The 16,275-nt window shown below is 42.3% G+C and carries 16 protein-coding genes; 3 read left to right on the forward strand and 13 right to left on the reverse strand.

From position 1 onward, the window contains the following. Position 1: 1 nt before the first annotated feature. Positions 2-1,432, reverse strand: a complete 1,431-nt coding sequence (gene rhaB / locus ABS301_RS09495) for a rhamnulokinase (RefSeq protein ID WP_349671999.1) — start codon at positions 1,430-1,432, stop codon at positions 2-4. Between the two features lie 377 nt (positions 1,433-1,809). On the opposite strand from rhaB, the gene ABS301_RS09500 reads away from it, so the two are divergent. Both ABS301_RS09500 and ABS301_RS09505 read left to right on the forward strand, forming a co-directional pair. After that, positions 1,810-2,304 carry a CarD family transcriptional regulator gene (locus ABS301_RS09500; RefSeq protein ID WP_349672000.1) on the forward strand — a complete coding sequence of 165 codons (495 nt, stop codon included), beginning with the start codon at positions 1,810-1,812 and terminating at the stop codon, positions 2,302-2,304. Positions 2,305-2,806: 502 nt separating this feature from the next. Continuing rightward, positions 2,807-3,007 carry a cold-shock protein gene (locus tag ABS301_RS09505; RefSeq protein ID WP_349672001.1) on the forward strand — a complete coding sequence of 67 codons (201 nt, stop codon included), beginning with the start codon at positions 2,807-2,809 and terminating at the stop codon, positions 3,005-3,007. A 447-nt stretch (positions 3,008-3,454) separates the two neighbouring features. Here ABS301_RS09505 and ABS301_RS09510 read toward each other — a convergent pair whose 3' ends face one another. The 12 genes from ABS301_RS09510 to ABS301_RS09565 all read right to left on the reverse strand — a co-directional run bounded on the left by ABS301_RS09510 (position 3,455) and on the right by ABS301_RS09565 (position 15,528). Then, on the reverse strand, positions 3,455-3,688 hold the full coding sequence (locus ABS301_RS09510) for a hypothetical protein (RefSeq protein WP_349672002.1): 234 nt from the start codon (positions 3,686-3,688) through the stop codon (positions 3,455-3,457). A gap of 189 nt (positions 3,689-3,877) precedes the next feature. After that, the gene (locus ABS301_RS09515) at positions 3,878-4,867 is read right to left on the reverse strand and encodes an AraC family transcriptional regulator (protein WP_349672003.1); all 990 of its coding nucleotides are present in this window, start codon (positions 4,865-4,867) and stop codon (positions 3,878-3,880) included. Continuing rightward, positions 4,864-5,769: an MORN repeat-containing protein gene (locus ABS301_RS09520; RefSeq protein ID WP_349672004.1), complete on the reverse strand. Its 906-nt coding sequence runs from the start codon at positions 5,767-5,769 to the stop codon at positions 4,864-4,866. Before ABS301_RS09520 ends, ABS301_RS09515 begins: the two co-directional genes overlap by 4 nt. Next, positions 5,766-7,208, reverse strand: a complete 1,443-nt coding sequence (gene pdxR / locus ABS301_RS09525) for a MocR-like pyridoxine biosynthesis transcription factor PdxR (RefSeq protein WP_349672005.1) — start codon at positions 7,206-7,208, stop codon at positions 5,766-5,768. Before pdxR ends, ABS301_RS09520 begins: the two co-directional genes overlap by 4 nt. Before the next feature lie 86 nt (positions 7,209-7,294). Beyond that, positions 7,295-8,968, reverse strand: a complete 1,674-nt coding sequence (locus ABS301_RS09530) for a glutamine--tRNA ligase/YqeY domain fusion protein (protein ID WP_349672006.1) — start codon at positions 8,966-8,968, stop codon at positions 7,295-7,297. A gap of 84 nt (positions 8,969-9,052) precedes the next feature. After that, positions 9,053-9,571 carry a transcription repressor NadR gene (locus ABS301_RS09535; RefSeq protein ID WP_349672007.1) on the reverse strand — a complete coding sequence of 173 codons (519 nt, stop codon included), beginning with the start codon at positions 9,569-9,571 and terminating at the stop codon, positions 9,053-9,055. 6 nt (positions 9,572-9,577) lie between these two features. Then, positions 9,578-11,269, reverse strand: coding sequence for an ABC transporter ATP-binding protein (locus ABS301_RS09540; RefSeq protein ID WP_349672008.1), 1,692 nt, complete (start codon positions 11,267-11,269; stop codon positions 9,578-9,580). Then, complete coding sequence (locus ABS301_RS09545) at positions 11,256-12,032, reverse strand: energy-coupling factor transporter transmembrane component T family protein (RefSeq protein WP_349672009.1); 777 nt, start codon at positions 12,030-12,032, stop codon at positions 11,256-11,258. The genes ABS301_RS09540 and ABS301_RS09545 overlap by 14 nt, the downstream gene beginning before the upstream one ends. A 16-nt stretch (positions 12,033-12,048) precedes the next feature. Further along, positions 12,049-12,651 carry an ECF transporter S component gene (locus tag ABS301_RS09550; protein ID WP_349672010.1) on the reverse strand — a complete coding sequence of 201 codons (603 nt, stop codon included), beginning with the start codon at positions 12,649-12,651 and terminating at the stop codon, positions 12,049-12,051. Positions 12,652-12,665: 14 nt separating this feature from the next. After that, positions 12,666-13,412, reverse strand: coding sequence for a nucleoside phosphorylase (locus tag ABS301_RS09555; protein ID WP_349672011.1), 747 nt, complete (start codon positions 13,410-13,412; stop codon positions 12,666-12,668). A 112-nt stretch (positions 13,413-13,524) separates the two neighbouring features. Further along, positions 13,525-13,800: a GNAT family acetyltransferase gene (locus tag ABS301_RS09560; protein WP_349672012.1), complete on the reverse strand. Its 276-nt coding sequence runs from the start codon at positions 13,798-13,800 to the stop codon at positions 13,525-13,527. A 15-nt stretch (positions 13,801-13,815) separates the two neighbouring features. After that, complete coding sequence (locus ABS301_RS09565; protein WP_349672013.1) at positions 13,816-15,528, reverse strand: L,D-transpeptidase family protein; 1,713 nt, start codon at positions 15,526-15,528, stop codon at positions 13,816-13,818. A 191-nt stretch (positions 15,529-15,719) separates the two neighbouring features. Here ABS301_RS09565 and ABS301_RS09570 point away from each other — a divergent pair, with 191 nt between their 5' ends. Beyond that, positions 15,720-16,223, forward strand: a complete 504-nt coding sequence (locus ABS301_RS09570) for a hypothetical protein (protein ID WP_349672014.1) — start codon at positions 15,720-15,722, stop codon at positions 16,221-16,223. Positions 16,224-16,275 lie beyond the last annotated feature (52 nt).

Raw genomic sequence — 16,275 nt, forward strand, 5'->3', positions numbered from 1 at the left:
GTTAAATCGGCTTATATTCTTTTACAGCAAATGACTGAAATACTGATTCTCTTGCTGTTTTTAAATCTTCAAATTCTCCGTATGAGATCATCTGAGCCAGCAGATTTCCAATCGCAGTGGCTTCTCCCGGTCCGGCATAAACGGTTTTCCCCGTCTGTTTCGCAGTTAATTCATTTAGGTAGGCTGCATTGGAACCGCCTCCCACCACATGAAGACTGGAATATGTTTTTCCTGTAATGGACTGAAGCTCTTTAGCTGTATCTTGATAGCATGCAGCAAGACTGTTATAAATCACTGCAGCAATTTCTCCTGCACTTTTTGGTACAGGCTGATTATTTCTCTGACAGAACTCAGTAACCGCATTTATCATACTCTCTGGAGCCAGAAAACAGTTATCGTTACAGTCAACCAGAGAAGGAATACTTTCCTTTGATGCAAGCTCACACAGTTCTGCAAAGGAATAAATTTCGCCTCTCCCCGCCAGTTCTTTTTTCACTGACTGTATCATCCAAAGTCCCATAATATTTTTTAAATACCGATAACGGAAATCGTACCCGCCTTCGTTGGTAAAATTAGCTTCCATACTTTTAGTGGAACAGTCGGCAGCCGGAAGTTCGGTTCCCATAAGCGACCAGGTTCCTGAGCTGATGTATAGTATGTCCTCCTGAAGTTCTTCTTTTTCCGGAACTTTAGGAACAGCCATTACCGCAGATCCGGTATCATGAGTGGCAGGTAATACCACAGTACAGGAAAATCCCACCTCTTTTATGATCTCCTCAGTGAACTGGCCCACCTTTGTTCCAGGCATGGAAAGCGGTCTAAATAGCTTCTCCGGATAGGAAAGCATACGAATCAGTTCATAATCCCAATCCTCGGTTACTGGGCTGACCAGCTGGGTAGTGGTAGCATTGGTATACTCCTGTTTCTTTTCTCCCGTCAGCAGAAAATGAAAGTAATCCGGTATCATAAGGAGTGATTCGGCCCTCTTAAGAAGATCTGGTTCTTTCACCTTAATAGCCATCAGCTGATAAATTGTATTGAAGATCTGTTTTTGAATTCCGGTTCTCTTATATAAATCATTCTGGGAAATAATTTCATATACCTTTTCATCCATTCCCGTTGTTCTGTCATCCCGGTATCCAGCTGCCCTTCCAAGAATTTTATTCTCCTCATCCAGAAGGACAAAATCCACTGCCCAGGTGTCAATGCCCATGCTGACGGGTATCTTACCAAGTTTTTTGCACTGCTTCAGTCCCTCTATTATTTCAGTAAATAAGGACTCCACATCCCAGGATAAGTGACCATTCTCCTGCTTCATGCCGTTGTCAAAACGGTAAATCTCTTCCAGAATTATCTTGTTGTCCTTCACAGTGCCGAGTATATGACGACCACTGGAGGCTCCAATGTCTACGGCAAGATAATAATTTTCCATACGCACCACACTCTTTCATTATTATTGCCCATGTTCTCTGGGCATAAAGGGATACCCGCAGGGTGTTCACTATTATTGCCCACCCACATTTCTATTTATATCATAACGGATATTTAAATAAAAAATAAGGACGCTGTTTAATTAAAACTGCGTCCTTATTTGCATTTTCTTTTAAAGTCTTGTATTTCCCTGTACTCTGGAAAATATTAAATAGATTAACCTATAATATAGTCGTAAGTTTGGGTATATCGCCGTATACACCTCGTCTGCAATTGTGCTATAATATAAATATCAAACGTGTGGTTTGCTTTACGGGTACGTGAGTCCGGTTTTAGTGAACTGCATTTTTTTATTTTATTAGAAAGAGGTGAAATATTATGAACATAGGTGATGTCTTTATATACGGAAGTCATGGTATTTGTGAGGTTACCGGATTACAGGATATGTGTATGGATGAAAAAATCGGCCAATATTATGTACTCAAACCTGTTTACCATGCTGCCGCTACAGTATACATCTCATCTATAAGTAGCAGAAGAAAAACTGAAATTCGCCACATTCTCTCTGCCGATGAGATTTTCTCTCTACTAAAAAAATTGCCGGATAAAGATCACATTTGGAATAAAGATAATCGTAAGCGAAAAGAATTATACGGCCAGATTCTTGCAGATGGTAACCGTTCCGAACTTGTAAAAATGATAAAAACTTTACGTTGGCACAAACAAGAGCTAAAAAACACAAATAAAAATAATAAATTACAGATTTCAGATGAAGACTTTCTTAAGGATGCTGAAAAAGCGCTTTGCGAGGAGTTTGCTTATGTATTGAACATCAAGCGTGAAGAGGTTATTCCGTTTATTTATGAACAGTGATGCTAACCCATTTTACATGTAATCGATCAATTTTATTTCATTCCTTATTGGCATGTCAAGACCACTTTTAATCTCATACAAATCAACCCCTTATTTCATTATTGTTTTTCCCACAGATAATATCTGTTTTAACGCAAAACGAACCCGAATTTAAAGCAAAATATAAAAAGTTGAAGTAATCACCAGTTAGAAGTCCATCATAAGGTATTTAGTGGTTGGCTGAAACTTAACTAATCATTAGATTACCTTTTAACTCCGACAAACGATATTTTACCAAGTTTAGACTTGAACACCCCATAAACTCCCCGCCGTTCAATTTATCATTTTATTATTTCTACATTTTTTCTTGACATATTCAGATTATCGTGTTATATTAAAAGTAGTATTTTAATAAAGTCTTGATTTCGCATGTATACGTAAGTCATTATTCTATTGATGATTTACGCATATGTGCGATTTTTAGTTTTATCAAATATAATTTTAATTTAAGGAGGTATCTTTAATGAATAAAGGTACAGTAAAATGGTTTAATGCACAAAAGGGATTTGGTTTTATCAGCGACGAGAAGGGTAACGATATTTTCGTTCATTTCTCAGGTCTCGCTATGGACGGTTATAAGTCATTAGATGACGGACAGTCTGTAACATTTGATATTACAGAGGGTAATCGTGGCTTACAAGCTGTAAACGTTAACCTCGCATAAACATAAAAAAGACTGCTTTCGAGTGGTCTTTTTTTATTTCTTTTCTTTTAAGTCAAAGTCGATGTTATCAAAAGCTATTTGCAAACATTTTGTCTGTGTTGGCGCTTCAGATCCATCAACTATAGAAGACCCATAGGACACCATACAACTACATAAAATCTCATGAGTTTATTTCTCATGTCTGCACTTGTACTCAAATAAGATACACACCTTATACCATGGTTAATAATTTTCTCATAATACCAAAGGCCATAAGGCCTTTAAAGTCATATTTCATTATCCACCATGCCCACATAAAGACAAATCTTAATAATCAACGACAATTCAAAACGTCACGGCATACTGAAATTCAGTATTTCCGTGACGCTTGATTGTTATTTCGACACTTGAAATAATTTAATTAAAACTGCGTCCTTATTTGCATCCTCACCCAATTGCTTAATTTTCCTACTCAGCCTTGGAAGAAATAAGTAATTCCTTTAAATCCATAATAGACATTTCGTGCTCGTCCAGTATTGTAGATACTTCCTTAAACTGTTCCAGCTTTATTTTATCCTGAATTTCTTTTTCCTTTTCATCCAGTGTAACAAGACTTTCCTTATACTGCTTGATGGATTCCTGAACTTCCGTTAACTCTTCCTGAAGTTTCTCAAGCGCTGTTTTTCTGACTCCTCTTGGCATATTGGTCCTCTCCTTTACAGATATTATTAAATTAACCATATATAACCAAGTATATGCAGGAATGATTTTCATTATTACAAAAATACAAGTTATTAATAAATTATCTTTGTTTTCTTTTCTTCATTTTTAAATCATCTCTTCCGGTTTTTCATCCTTAACAAAGTAGAAAAAGGATACTCCTTAATACTGTTATCTCTTCCCATCGGGAGATGGCAACGTTACATTCTTATCCCTGTATTCTTTTGGAGACATGCTGTAGTAATTCCGGAAAATCCGATGAAAATAACTGGTATTGTCATATCCTACTGCAATCGATATATCTGTGATAGAAAGTCTGGTATTCAGAAGAAGAAAGGAAGCCTGATTCAGCCGCTTAATCTGAATGAGTTCCTTAAATGTCCGGCCGGTGATGCGTTTTACTGCTCTGCTCAGCCAGTAAATATTGTAGTTTAAGCTGGCTGCAAGTTCTGTCAGCTCCCCGTCTTTATAATTTTCATCAATAAATTTTAAAACCTGAAAAGTCAGCTTCTGGTCAAAACTTTCTGATGTATGGCTGATCTTATCGGTGTAGTGCATGAGTTGAAGAAATAAAAGCCCCATTGTAACCTGATTGATGCTTCTTTTATTTGGCTGGTCATTGAGCAGAGTCCATACCATATTTTCCACCAGATTCTGTACTGGAAGAACGTCAGCCACCTGAAAATGCAGGTAACTGGCATAGCGTGGATCAAAGCAAAGACTGCCTACCAGAAAATCTCTTAAAAGATTCTCCTCCTCTCCCATCATCTGAAAGGCAGTATCAAAAAATTCCGGAAGAATAATAAAGTTAACGGCAATATCCCCCTCACCTGCAGGAAGTATTTCCTGTGTTGCATGCTGATTTAAAAACAGCAGTTCCCCGGTTTTTAATACTACCTCTTCCCCGTCAATCCGATGGGTGGTCTCTCCCTGGCACATATAAATCACTTCTATATAATTATGTTTATGTCTTGGAAAATGGACAAATCTGGTATGAGGTCTGATGCGGATCATTTTACCATGCTCTAACATCTTTCTGCTGTCGATCACCAGCTCCTGCCCTTCTGTATACCGCTTCCGGTCGATTTCCGTCCGGCCGTTTATGATCTCCCGTTCCTCATCGGTGATCACTGCAAGACGGTTTATAATCTCCTGATTCACTGACTGGTGCCTCCTCCTTCAATTTGGGAGAACGAAATTAAGTTTCTCCATCGATCCTCACCTATGACTCGTTCACTAAGAGCATAGGCGTGATCCTTTTCCCCATTGGCAAGGAGTTTATAAATCACTGCCCCCTTTGCATCTGTTTCTTTGATCCACCGGTCATTTAATACAATCACTCCATCCTTCGTCTGAAACTGCCACACAGCGGTCTCTCCCTGCCTGTTGGTACTGGAATAAGTGATATCTCCCTGCATGAGATCATCCTGAAACATTCCGTTTTTAGAGGTTTTAACAGTAATATCCTGAGTCACTTCATCGTAATAGCGGTAACCGCATTCACCGCTGCCGTTCATCTTTCCATTCTTCCAGCTTCCATAGGAATAATCATACCGTTTACCTTCTTCCAGACTAAGGACTGAGATGGCCGAAGCAGTTCCATCCGGCATTCCATTTTTAAAATCTCCATAAAATACAACGGTAGGTTTTAGAAATACCATTCCAGTTCCATCCTTGATTTCACGTATCAGCATCTCTTCCGAATACATACAGGGAAATTCAGCAATGGAATCACCATTTGTTTCTATTAACCTTGCAGCTCCCTCCAGATCCCCGTCTTTCAATCTGCCGTTCAGCCCTTCTAAAAATTCACGATTGGCAGCAGTCAGAGAAATTCCCGTATCGGCCATTTCTGTAACCGCGGTTTCTGGCGGTGTTGCGTCTTTTTCCTGAATCTGAGATAACTCTGTCTTCTTAAGCTGTTTATCCTTATTCTGTACTTCCTTACTGTTTCTCATGGTTCCTGCCACACTTAAAAGAAGCATCAACAGGGATACCAGGGCTATGGTGACGCCGATTCTTATATTTTCTTCTCTTCTGGCTTTATTTCCATCATAATTCACGAACTTCCCCCCTTACTGCCGTCAACCGACCAGGCTTCTTTTAAAAGAGCAATCCCTTTTTGTATTTCCGTCTCAGTTAAATTTGCAAATCCAAGAATAACCGTAGGTGGGTATTTATTATGTTCCTTATGAATAAAGGATCCGGACAAACCATATACTTTTACGTTTCTCTTCTCTGCCCTTAAAACCAGTTCCTCCTCGCTTCTTCCCTTCTGGTCTGTCAGCAGCAGATGCAGTCCTGCATGTTCTCCCCCAATTAAAAACTGATCTTCAAAGGACTTTAAACCGGCAGTTAACACATCGTGCTTGGACTTATAAACGGCTCTCATTCGGTTTAAATGACGCTCATAATGTCCCTCAGACAGGAACTGATACAATATGTTCTGATCAATTCTTGATACTGTGGAAGCATAGAAACTGATCCGTTTCTGATAAATCTGGTAAAGGGGGATGGGTAATACCACGTAACTGACACGGATGGCAGGTGCAATGGATTTGGAAAAGGTACCGCAGTAAATCACCCGCTCCCTGTCATCCATACCCTGCAGGGCAGGAATCGGCTTTCCCTTATAACGGAACTCACTGTCGTAATCATCCTCAATTAAATACCGGTTCTCCTGTTCATATGCCCATGCAAGCAGCTCCTGTCTTCGTTTAACCGGCATAATAATTCCAGTGGGATACTGATGAGAGGGCATGACATAGGCAATATCTGCACCGCTTTTTTCAAGCAGCGAGACATCCATTCCCGACTGATCCATATCGACAGGTACCACCTGATACTGCAGACTGTCAAACACCCGGTATGCCTGTCTGTAAGTGGGATTTTCCATGGCGATGGTTCTGTCCCTTCCCAGAATCTGGGACAGGAGCATCAGAAGATATTCGCTTCCTGCACCTACAATGATCTGTTCCGGAAGACAGTTAACTCCTCTGGCAGAATGAAGATAGGAACGGATCGCTTCCCGAAACAGGTATTCTCCCTGGGGATCTCCCGCTGCGAAGATCTCTCTGTTATCGTCGATCAGCGTATTTTTTGATATCCGCCTCCATGTATTAAAGGGAAAATTACAAAGATCAATTCCTCTTGGGGAAAAATCCACAGCCCAGTTCTTTTTCTCCCCTTCTTCTTTTGCAGCAGTAAAAAAAGAGGGCTGGCTTTTTAGTGTCTCCTGTCCGGTATGAATGAGTCCGTCGATTTTCAATACAAAATAGCCACGGCAGGGAACCGACTCAATATAGCCTTCGGATAAAAGCTGCTCGTAGGCCATCTGGGTGGTACTCCTGCTGACTTTTAAATGCTCCGCCAAAAGTCTGGTGGAGGGGAGGCGAACCGCAGGCTTTAGATTGCCTTTTACAATTTCATTCTTAATGTAACTGTAAATCTGGCTGTAATAAGGCAAGCCTGGCTGGTTCTTTAACGGTATCATCAGTTCCATGGTAACAACACTCCTCCTTTACCGGATAGGAAAAAATGCCGCACGTCCCTTGTCTTGCGGTCATGCGGCATTTTTGTTCAGCTGTACTATTTTCCAATTTTAAAAGAACTCTTTAAGGATACAATCCGGTTGAATACCAGATGCTCCGGTGTGCTGTCCTTGCAGTCAACACAGAAGAAGCCGTTTCTTACAAACTGGTAGCTGTCATATGCCCTGGCTCCTTCAAAGCTGGGCTCCACATAGCAGTTCTTTAAAACAGTCAGGGAATTGGGATTTAAGTTTAAGCTTCCGTCTTCGTTTAACTTTCCTTTTTCTTCGTCCACGATGTTCTCATATAAGCGGCACTCCACTTTCTGTGCAGTTGAAGCAGCTACCCAGTGAATGGTTCCTTTCACTTTTCTGCCCTCAAATCCGGAACCACTCTTTGTCTCCGGGTCATAAGTGCAGTGAACAACCGTAACATTGCCGTTCTCATCTTTTTCGCAGCCCGTACAGGTCACAAAATAAGCGTTCATGAGGCGGACTTCATTGCCTGGGAATAAACGGAAGTACTTTTTAATGGGCTCTTCCATAAAATCTTCCCGTTCGATGTAAAGTTCTCTTCCAAATGGAACCTTTCTCTCACCCAGTTCCGGATTCTCCAGGTTATTGGCTACATCCAGATACTCCGTGGTATCTTCCGGATAATTATCAATTACCAGCTTGATTGGGTCTAAAATCGCCATCATTCTGGGTCTTTTCAGTTTTAAATCTTCCCTGATGCAGTACTCTAACATCGCGTAGTCAACAGAGCTGTTTGCCTTGGAAACACCTACTAAATCAACAAACATGCGAAGGGATTCCGGCGTATAACCTCTTCTTCTTAATGCTGCGATGGATACCAGTCTTGGATCTTCCCAACCGTCAACGATGTTATCCTCTACCAGCTTTTTGATGTAACGCTTTCCAGTTACCACATTGGTCAGATAAAGCTTTGCAAATTCTATCTGACGGGGAGGGTTTTCAAATTCACACTCTTTTACTACCCAGTCGTACAACGGTCTGTGATCTTCAAATTCCAGTGTACAGATGGAGTGGGTAATCTGTTCAATGGCATCTTCAATTGGATGTGCAAAATCATACATGGGGTAGATACACCAGGTATCCCCGGTGTTATGATGGGTCATACGTGCCACACGGTAGATAACCGGATCACGCATGTTGATGTTGGGAGATGACATATCAATTCTGGCTCTTAACACCTTTTCGCCGTCTTTGTATTTACCGTCCTTCATCTCTTCAAACATCTTTAAGTTCTCTTCCACACTCCGGTTTCTGTAAGGGCTCTCTTTACCAGGAGTTTTAAAATCTCCCCGGTACTCCCTTATTTCATCGGCAGTTAAATCACAGACAAATGCCTTTCCCTTCCTGATTAAAAGAACGGCACAGTCGTACATCTCCTGAAAGTAGTTGGAAGCAAAGTAAAGTCTGTCATCAAATTCTGCACCCAGCCATTTCACATCTTCAATAATAGATTCCACGAATTCCGTCTTTTCTTTTGTCGGGTTTGTATCATCAAAACGGAGGTTGAATTTTCCGCCATACTTTTTAGCCAGGCCATAGTTTAACAGGATGGATTTGGCATGTCCAATATGCAGATAACCGTTTGGCTCCGGCGGAAATCTGGTCTGCACATGGTTATAAACGCCTTCTGAAAGATCCTTGTCTATCTCCTGTTCAATAAAGTTTTTAGAAATTATTTCTTCTTTGTTATCTTCCATCTTTCTTCCTCCATATCAGTCACTTCAATAATACAATATCATATCATACTTCAAACGATTCGAAAAGGGGGAAAACGTCTTATCCTATAACAGATAGCCTTTCTTTTTCAGCTCTGCCTCAATAAAATCAAGATTCTTCTCCGAGTCTGCCTCCACGGTATGATAATGGCAGCCTCCTGTCAGTACATTTAAGGGCTGGTCTTTGGAGGATTTTAAATGCTGCATAAATTCCACTGCATCCAGACGGTTGTTAATAATTAAATCCACCTCGATCTGCCCGTATAACTGGTGTTCGATAAACACGTTCCTGATTCTTCCGCCATAATCAACAATGGTATTCAGTTCCTCCAGGGTATCTTCTGTCTTATGGCTGGTTCTGAAAATTCTTACAATAGAAGGTTCCTCTTCTCTCTTTTCCAGATGAAGAAGGTAGCCTTTATTGGTGGACAGGATCATCTTATTTTCCGCACGCAACAGTGCAATATCCTGTACCACCACCTGTCTGCTGACGCCAAGTCTCTGTGCTAAATCTCCTCCGGATATGGGCTTTCCTTCTTCCATTAACAGTTCCACTATTTTCTTTCTTCTGCTGCTGCCTTCCACGTTTTATTACTCCTGCCTAATTTTTCTGATGTCCTCTGTTGTCAAAAATGTGCCTTCGTATTCAAGAATCTCACAAAGCCTTGTGATGTGAGGCGGTTCCAGCCGGGCTTTTGTAAGAGTATCTTTCTCATAGAATATCTTCTCTCCCGGTCCGTCTGAAATCACCTTTCCTCCTGCCATAACGATAACCCGTTCAAAATACCGGGCAACAAAATCCATATCATGAAGAATTGCAAGTACAAATTTTCCTCTCTCAGTCATGGTACGAATCAGCTGTCCCAGTACCTCCCGCCCCCTGGCATCCTGGGCAATGGTGGGTTCATCTAATATCAGCACCTTAGGATCCATTGCCACGACAGATGCAATTGCTACCATCTTTCGTTCAGACAAATCCAGATCATAAGGATTTTCCTTCTCAGCATGGAGGAGACCTACCATCTCAAGAGCTTCCCTGGCACGCTGTTCCCCTTCTTTTCTTGTCATACCGATGTTTAAGGGACCTACCATCACCTCTTCTAATACCTGACTCTTAAAAATCTGGTCATCTGGATTTTGAAATACATATCCCACTTTTTTTGCAAGCTGGGCTACTGTCCGCAGGGAAATATCCTCCCCTTCCAGAAGTACCGTTCCTGCCCTGGGTTTTAGAAGTCCCTTAAGCAGCTTAACCAGTGTGGTTTTTCCGGCACCGTTCTGACCAATCACTGCAGTTGGTCTTATATCAAGGGAAAGAGTAAGGTTCTCAATTACCGGAGCACCGGGTATATAATGAAACCCCAGATCCTTTATGGTAAACATATGCTGACTCAGTTTATCAGGAGATCGTTCTCTTGCTGTTTTTGAAATGGTAACGGGGAACTGATCCTTGTGGTTTTGTATCTGTTTTAAGGTTACGGGATAAAGTAAGTCATCGCCCTCTTTCCTATAGACGGAAAGTGCTTTTGAAACCTGGGTATAGACGGGTGGCTCCACTCCAAGCTCCCTTAAATCATCTCTGGAAAAAATGCGTTCCGGAACATCATAAGCCACCTGTGATCCACCATGAAGCAGGAGAATTTTATCGCAATAGGCCGCCAGCTTTTCCATCTTCTGTTCCACCATAATAATGGTGATTCCGGTCTTCGCCAGTTTTTCAACCACCAGGAACACATCTTCGCTGCCCTGAGGGTCCAGCTGGGATGTGGGCTCGTCCAGGACTAAAACCTCAGGTTCCATGGCGAGAATGCTGGCAATTGCCACTCTCTGAATCTGTCCACCTGATAAATCAAAGGGATTCCTGTCCTTATATTTAATAATATCCAGAAGCTTCAGCGCTCTATCCACTCTTTTTCCGATCTCTTCCCTTGGAATTCCCAGATTCTGAAGTCCGAAGGCAATTTCCTCAAAAACCGTATCTTTCGCACCGGACAGCTGATTAAAGGGATTCTGAAACACAAGGCCCACTTTCTGGCAGAGAACTGCAATTGGCACCTTTGATGCTTCTACACCGTCGATGATCACTTTTCCCCCATATGCTCCACGGAACATGGTTGGAACAAGCCCTGCAAAAGCCTGGCAGAGTGTACTCTTCCCCGCCTGATTTTCACCGATAATGCCGATAAACTGTCCCTTATCCGCTTCAAAATCAATTCCATCAAGAACCAGTTTACTGGTATGGGGATACTTATATTTTAATCCTTTTACCTCAATGAATGCCATATACGATCCTCCAGACAGCCGAGGCTGCAATCAGAAGAGCCATAAGAATCATAAATCCTTTGTCTCCTCCCGATAGCCGGTGCTCTCTTAAAAATGTTTTTTTATTTTTAGAGCCAAACCCTCTCACCTCAAGTGCAATCGCCCGTTCTCTGGTATTGATGAGAGAACTGCTGACTACTGGAGAAATCAGGGGAATAAATGCCTTAGCTCTGGTAAATAAGCTTCCTTCGGTTTCCATTCCCCGGCTTCTCTGGGCATCTAAAATAGTATTCATAGTTCCCATCATCTGAGGAATGATTTGAAAAACAGAGGTGATCATATATCCGAATCTGGGAGAAAATCCCATCTGTTCCAGATCATCAACCAGATCTGCCGGTCTGGTTGTAAGAACAAACGCAGCAAAAGCCAGAAGCATATTTAAAATATTCAGACCGATCCGGCATGCATAAAGAAGACCTTCCCGGTAAAATATCAGGGCTCCTGCCCGAAACAGGATGGTTTCATTCTCTTTATTAAACAGACCGTGGATCAAAAAAATGGTAATGAGAATGGTAAATGAAAATGCAATCAGCGGAAAAACCTTTTTAAGGATTCCTCCGCTGATCAAAAGGATCAGACTGATCGCCAGAAACAGTCCATACATCCACAGCGCGCCTCCAATGAGAGGCACGCTGATGGCCGCCAGAATATATACCATTTTGGCAAAGGGGTGAAGTCTGGTTAAATAACTGTCCTTATCTACGTAGAGACTGATGCTTTTCATAGGAATAAAACCTTTCTTAATCCAGAATTTCTACCTCATCATTCACATCATAAAGAGAGGTAAGTTTTTTAGGCAGTCCTTTCATAATCGCAAAAACAATAAGGACTGTAATCAACTTGTCCGGCACATCTACAACCAGTTCATCGAGAAATGATCCCAAAAATACAGGCAGTCCTGCCGACTGGGACCAGCCAAATAAAAGATCTCCCCAAACATTGCCGGTTGCCCCGCCCCAGAAGATTACATTTAAAGGAGTGGAGATAACAACTGCTGTCAGTCCTGCAGCCACTGCTGTCAGAATTGCTCCTGAAAGCTTTTCCATATGACCCAGTCTTGCCATAATACCCACTGCAGCTCCGATACCAAGACTGGTCAGAGCATAGATCAAAGTAATGGAATCACCGGTGGTAAAGCCAAAAATCAGATTGTTGGCTGCCCCGCAGACAGCTCCGATTATGGGACCTCCAAGCACACCGCCGATACAGGTGCCGATGGAATCCAGCCAAAGGGGAAGTTTTAGAACAGATGCAAATAGTTTTCCTAAATAGTTGATTCCGATACAAGCCGGTATCAGAACAAAAGTAGCCGCGTTTAACCTGGTTTTAAATAAATGATTCATCTTCAATCCTCCGTTCATGATTCTGATTGATCCATCCGTACAAACGCTTCCAGCGCAGTCAGGATCTCCATTTGTTCCCCTCTCATCATAGCAGATTCGCCGTCGGTATAGCTGTTAATCTGTTCCGTCAGCTCCTCCTCAAATTCCACCACCGTATTCAGTATGGAGGCTGTCTTTACTCCACGTAAGCCCCCGGTTACAAATACGGCCGCCGTTTCCATGTCTGATCCGAGAACGCCTTTTCCCGACCAGTAAGCGCAGATTTTTTCTTCCTCATCGATGTAGAAGCTGTCATGACTTCTGGCAATTCCCACATGAGCCGTTGCACCCAGTGCCTTTGCACTCTCCATACAGGCAATCAAAAGACCTGTGTCCGGAATTGCAGGATACTTAGAGTCAACGTAGGAGGACGATGCACCATCATCCCTGACAGCTCCGTTTACCAGAATTAAATCTCCAAGCCGGATTCCTTTTTTAAGAGCTCCGCAGCTGCCGATCCGGATCATTCCACGTACCCCGATTCTGGAAAGCTCTTCCACAGCAATTGCAGCAGAGGCTCCTCCTATTCCGGTAGAAACCGCCATCACAGGTACTCCGTGATAGAACCCTTTTATGCTTCGGTATTCCCTGTTGTATGCAAGCTGTTCCACATTTGTAAGGTGGGAAGCAATCCGGTCTAATCGGGCAGGATCTCCCGGCAGCAGAGCATAGGGAGCTGCCTGACTGTCTGACAGCCTGATATGGGGCATAATTTCTGCCAAAACTACCATCTCCTTCCTTTTCTATTCTCTGAATTTAACACAAAGAAGCTGCCTTGTCAACCAATTGTCAGGTGACAAGACAGCTCTCTTTTCTATCCTTTTATAACTTTGTTTATTTTCTCTCTGCAGCGGACCACAGATCCTGTTTCTCCATAAACTGCTGATTGATCCATTCCAGTGCCTGCTGCCTTCCTTCCTCTGAAAAAGGAAATACTGCTTTCGTCTTTTTTTCATCGGCAGTCGCTTCATAACAGTATGGCTGGGGGTAAACGGTGGCTTCAAGTCCTTCTTCTTCCTTTTTAATCCGATACCGCATCCCATTCATGCTTCCCGTATATGCCTCTTTTTTAAAAAACTGGATTGGAACAAAGGTTTCTTTCTTTAGCATCAATTAATTATCTCCTTATTTAACGCCAGGACCTGTTTTTTTCTTTCCTGTGGAATTGGAAACACCTGGTCCCGCTTCCCGCTGTGGATTGCTTGTAACAGGCGCTTCCTGAGTGGCAGGAGTCGTTACTGCTGGTGTGGTAGGTGCCGCTGTGGTAGGGGCTGGTGTAGTAGGTGCCGCCGTTGTGGGAGCTGTTGCTGCCGGAGTAGGTGCTGCTGTTGTTGGAGTTGTTGCCGGCGTAGTCCCTGCGGTTTCAGTCTTTGTTGTTCCATTAGAAGTCGTCTTTGTTTCCGTACCAGGTAAATTGTAGCAAAGCACCGGTACTTTAGACGGAATGTTTTCAAAGAGAGTTTTGGCCATTGCCGGGGGAAGGTTCACACATCCATGGGAGCCGCTTGTTTTGAAAATACTGCCTCCAAACTGCTTTCGCCAGGTTGCATCATGAAACCCGATATTACCGTTAAACGGCATCCAGTAAGCAACCGGAGTTCTGTAATCCTCTCCTTTTAAAGTTGCATCTTTCTGCTTATAGGTAAGGGAGTAAACGCCAGCCGGTGTTGACCAGCCTTTGGACTCATTCCCTGATACAAAATCCGTATCGAGTACCAGTTTACCGTCTTTATAAAAATATAAATGCTGTGCAGTAAGGTTTACTTCCACATAGGTGTTGCCATAATCATTCTCTCCGTAGCTTGCTGCCTCCTGTTTATATTCAGGCACCCTTTCCTGACTTTCTCCAGATCGGATTATTTCTGCCAGCGCATCGGCTTCCGCACTCTGATTCATCTTCCAGCCATAGCTTCCTCCGGTTATTTTTACCGGTTTTCCGTAAGAAGTATTCAGGGTCTTTGCCTTTGATACAGTATCATACTTGGAGGCCAGACCTTTTACATAGGCAGTTACTTCAGAACTGCTTAAATATGCTTTTCCGTCTTCCCCGATTCCCACCCATTTGGAAATAGTATCACCGTTTAATACTTCTCTCTTATCTCCAAATTTATAGGTTACCTTTACGTTGGTATATCGGTTTAAGGTCTGGACCTGATTGATTAAATCCGGATTATCTGCCGTTATCTTTGGTTTTGTATAAACATCACCATCCTCTAAGGACACTTCTGTCTTAAAGTCCGAAACAGCTGCTGCAATCAGTGATTTTACCTTCTCCGGATCCGGGCGGTTTCCATCTGTTGCTGCAACAATATGATATCCTTTCCCAGACTCATACTGAGAAATGGTGGCATCCTGGGGTTCTTTTATCTTATCTTCCTGAAAACAGTCCAGCTTTGATACTACCTCATCAAACTGCTCCTGATTGTATTTTACCAAAGTTCCTATATCAAAATTCTGAAATTTGCTATTATGCTCTCCCCATTTCAAAGGATTCTGCTCTTCCAGAAGTTTTTCAACGCTTCCGTCAAAAACTGCTTCCATACCGATATCAGTACCTTTTATGGTCTCGGTATTGTCCCCCCGTTCCTTAATTGTAATCTGGTAACCGTCAATACCGGCTGCTACCATCTTCTTAACCTCATCAATGGATTTTTTAGATGCATCCATACCGTTAATAATCGTGTTGGGGAAAAACACCTCTTTGTACTGTCTGCCCATCTGTAAATATGTAAGTGCCGCAATTAATGCGACTACGGCAACTGATCCGCCTCCGATTACAGCCAGACCCCCGATTCCCAATGACTTTTTCTTCCTGCTGTGGGGCATTTGCTTTTCCATTTATTTCCTACCTCTTTACTAGCCTTTTTATTCAGGTATTATTATATCGTAAAACAGCGAAATATGTCTAAATATTTATGGTATATTTTTTGACTTTTTTATTACGATTTGACCTGATATCTCCAGAAAATTCATATTGACTTCCTGCCTCTCATAAGATATGGGTAAGAACAATCGGAAAGAACCAATTTATGGCCAATTATTCAACCGTATACGGAATTGTCGGTTCCGTTACTCCCTTTTACACCACGGTATCTGACCACAGCTGCTCCCTGCTTATTTCTGTCAATACCCAAAGCATGGGGCAGATAAATTTTGTTGTTTCTCCCCAAACCTTTGTTTTGGAACAGCACACGTTTGGTCAGGGTGAGCCCATTATCGGCATATATGACACCAGTGTTCCGGTTCCTTTGATCTATCCACCCCAGTACCAGGCTGTTGTTCTGGCACAAAACACCTTCGGCTACCGGGCCGCACTGAATTATTTTGATGAAGATCTGCTAAGCGTGGATCAGACAATGAAACTAAACATTCCGTCAGATGGAAGCACTCAGGTTCTTCTCATTAATGGACAAAATTTTATTTATAATCCTGGAGATCACTATCTTTTTATTCTATACATGTCTGATTCCATGAATCCTGAAGTGGAAGTGACCCCCCAGAAGATTATCGTATTCTGTAATTCAGATGAGTAAATGCATGAAAAAAGCCGTCTTATCCGCCCCTTAACCAGGCCGTAAGACAGCT

This window comes from Lacrimispora sp., assembly GCF_031982545.1.
Taxonomy (GTDB): Bacteria; Bacillota; Clostridia; order Lachnospirales; family Lachnospiraceae; genus Lacrimispora.

What these genes read in the sequence shown, in the direction of transcription:
- ABS301_RS09545 (WP_349672009.1), bottom strand. Translation starts at nt 12,032, where the DNA reads ATGAAAAGCATCAGTCTCTACGTAGATAAGGACAGTTATTTAACCAGA.
- ABS301_RS09560 (WP_349672012.1), bottom strand. Translation starts at nt 13,800, where the DNA reads ATGCTAAAGAAAGAAACCTTTGTTCCAATCCAGTTTTTTAAAAAAGAG.
- ABS301_RS09540 (WP_349672008.1), bottom strand. Translation starts at nt 11,269, where the DNA reads ATGGCATTCATTGAGGTAAAAGGATTAAAATATAAGTATCCCCATACC.
- rhaB (WP_349671999.1), bottom strand. Translation starts at nt 1,432, where the DNA reads ATGGAAAATTATTATCTTGCCGTAGACATTGGAGCCTCCAGTGGTCGT.
- ABS301_RS09510 (WP_349672002.1), bottom strand. Translation starts at nt 3,688, where the DNA reads ATGCCAAGAGGAGTCAGAAAAACAGCGCTTGAGAAACTTCAGGAAGAG.
- ABS301_RS09500 (WP_349672000.1), top strand. Translation starts at nt 1,810, where the DNA reads ATGAACATAGGTGATGTCTTTATATACGGAAGTCATGGTATTTGTGAG.
- ABS301_RS09570 (WP_349672014.1), top strand. Translation starts at nt 15,720, where the DNA reads ATGGCCAATTATTCAACCGTATACGGAATTGTCGGTTCCGTTACTCCC.
- ABS301_RS09550 (WP_349672010.1), bottom strand. Translation starts at nt 12,651, where the DNA reads ATGAATCATTTATTTAAAACCAGGTTAAACGCGGCTACTTTTGTTCTG.
- pdxR (WP_349672005.1), bottom strand. Translation starts at nt 7,208, where the DNA reads ATGGAACTGATGATACCGTTAAAGAACCAGCCAGGCTTGCCTTATTAC.
- ABS301_RS09530 (WP_349672006.1), bottom strand. Translation starts at nt 8,968, where the DNA reads ATGGAAGATAACAAAGAAGAAATAATTTCTAAAAACTTTATTGAACAG.
- ABS301_RS09565 (WP_349672013.1), bottom strand. Translation starts at nt 15,528, where the DNA reads ATGGAAAAGCAAATGCCCCACAGCAGGAAGAAAAAGTCATTGGGAATC.
- ABS301_RS09505 (WP_349672001.1), top strand. Translation starts at nt 2,807, where the DNA reads ATGAATAAAGGTACAGTAAAATGGTTTAATGCACAAAAGGGATTTGGT.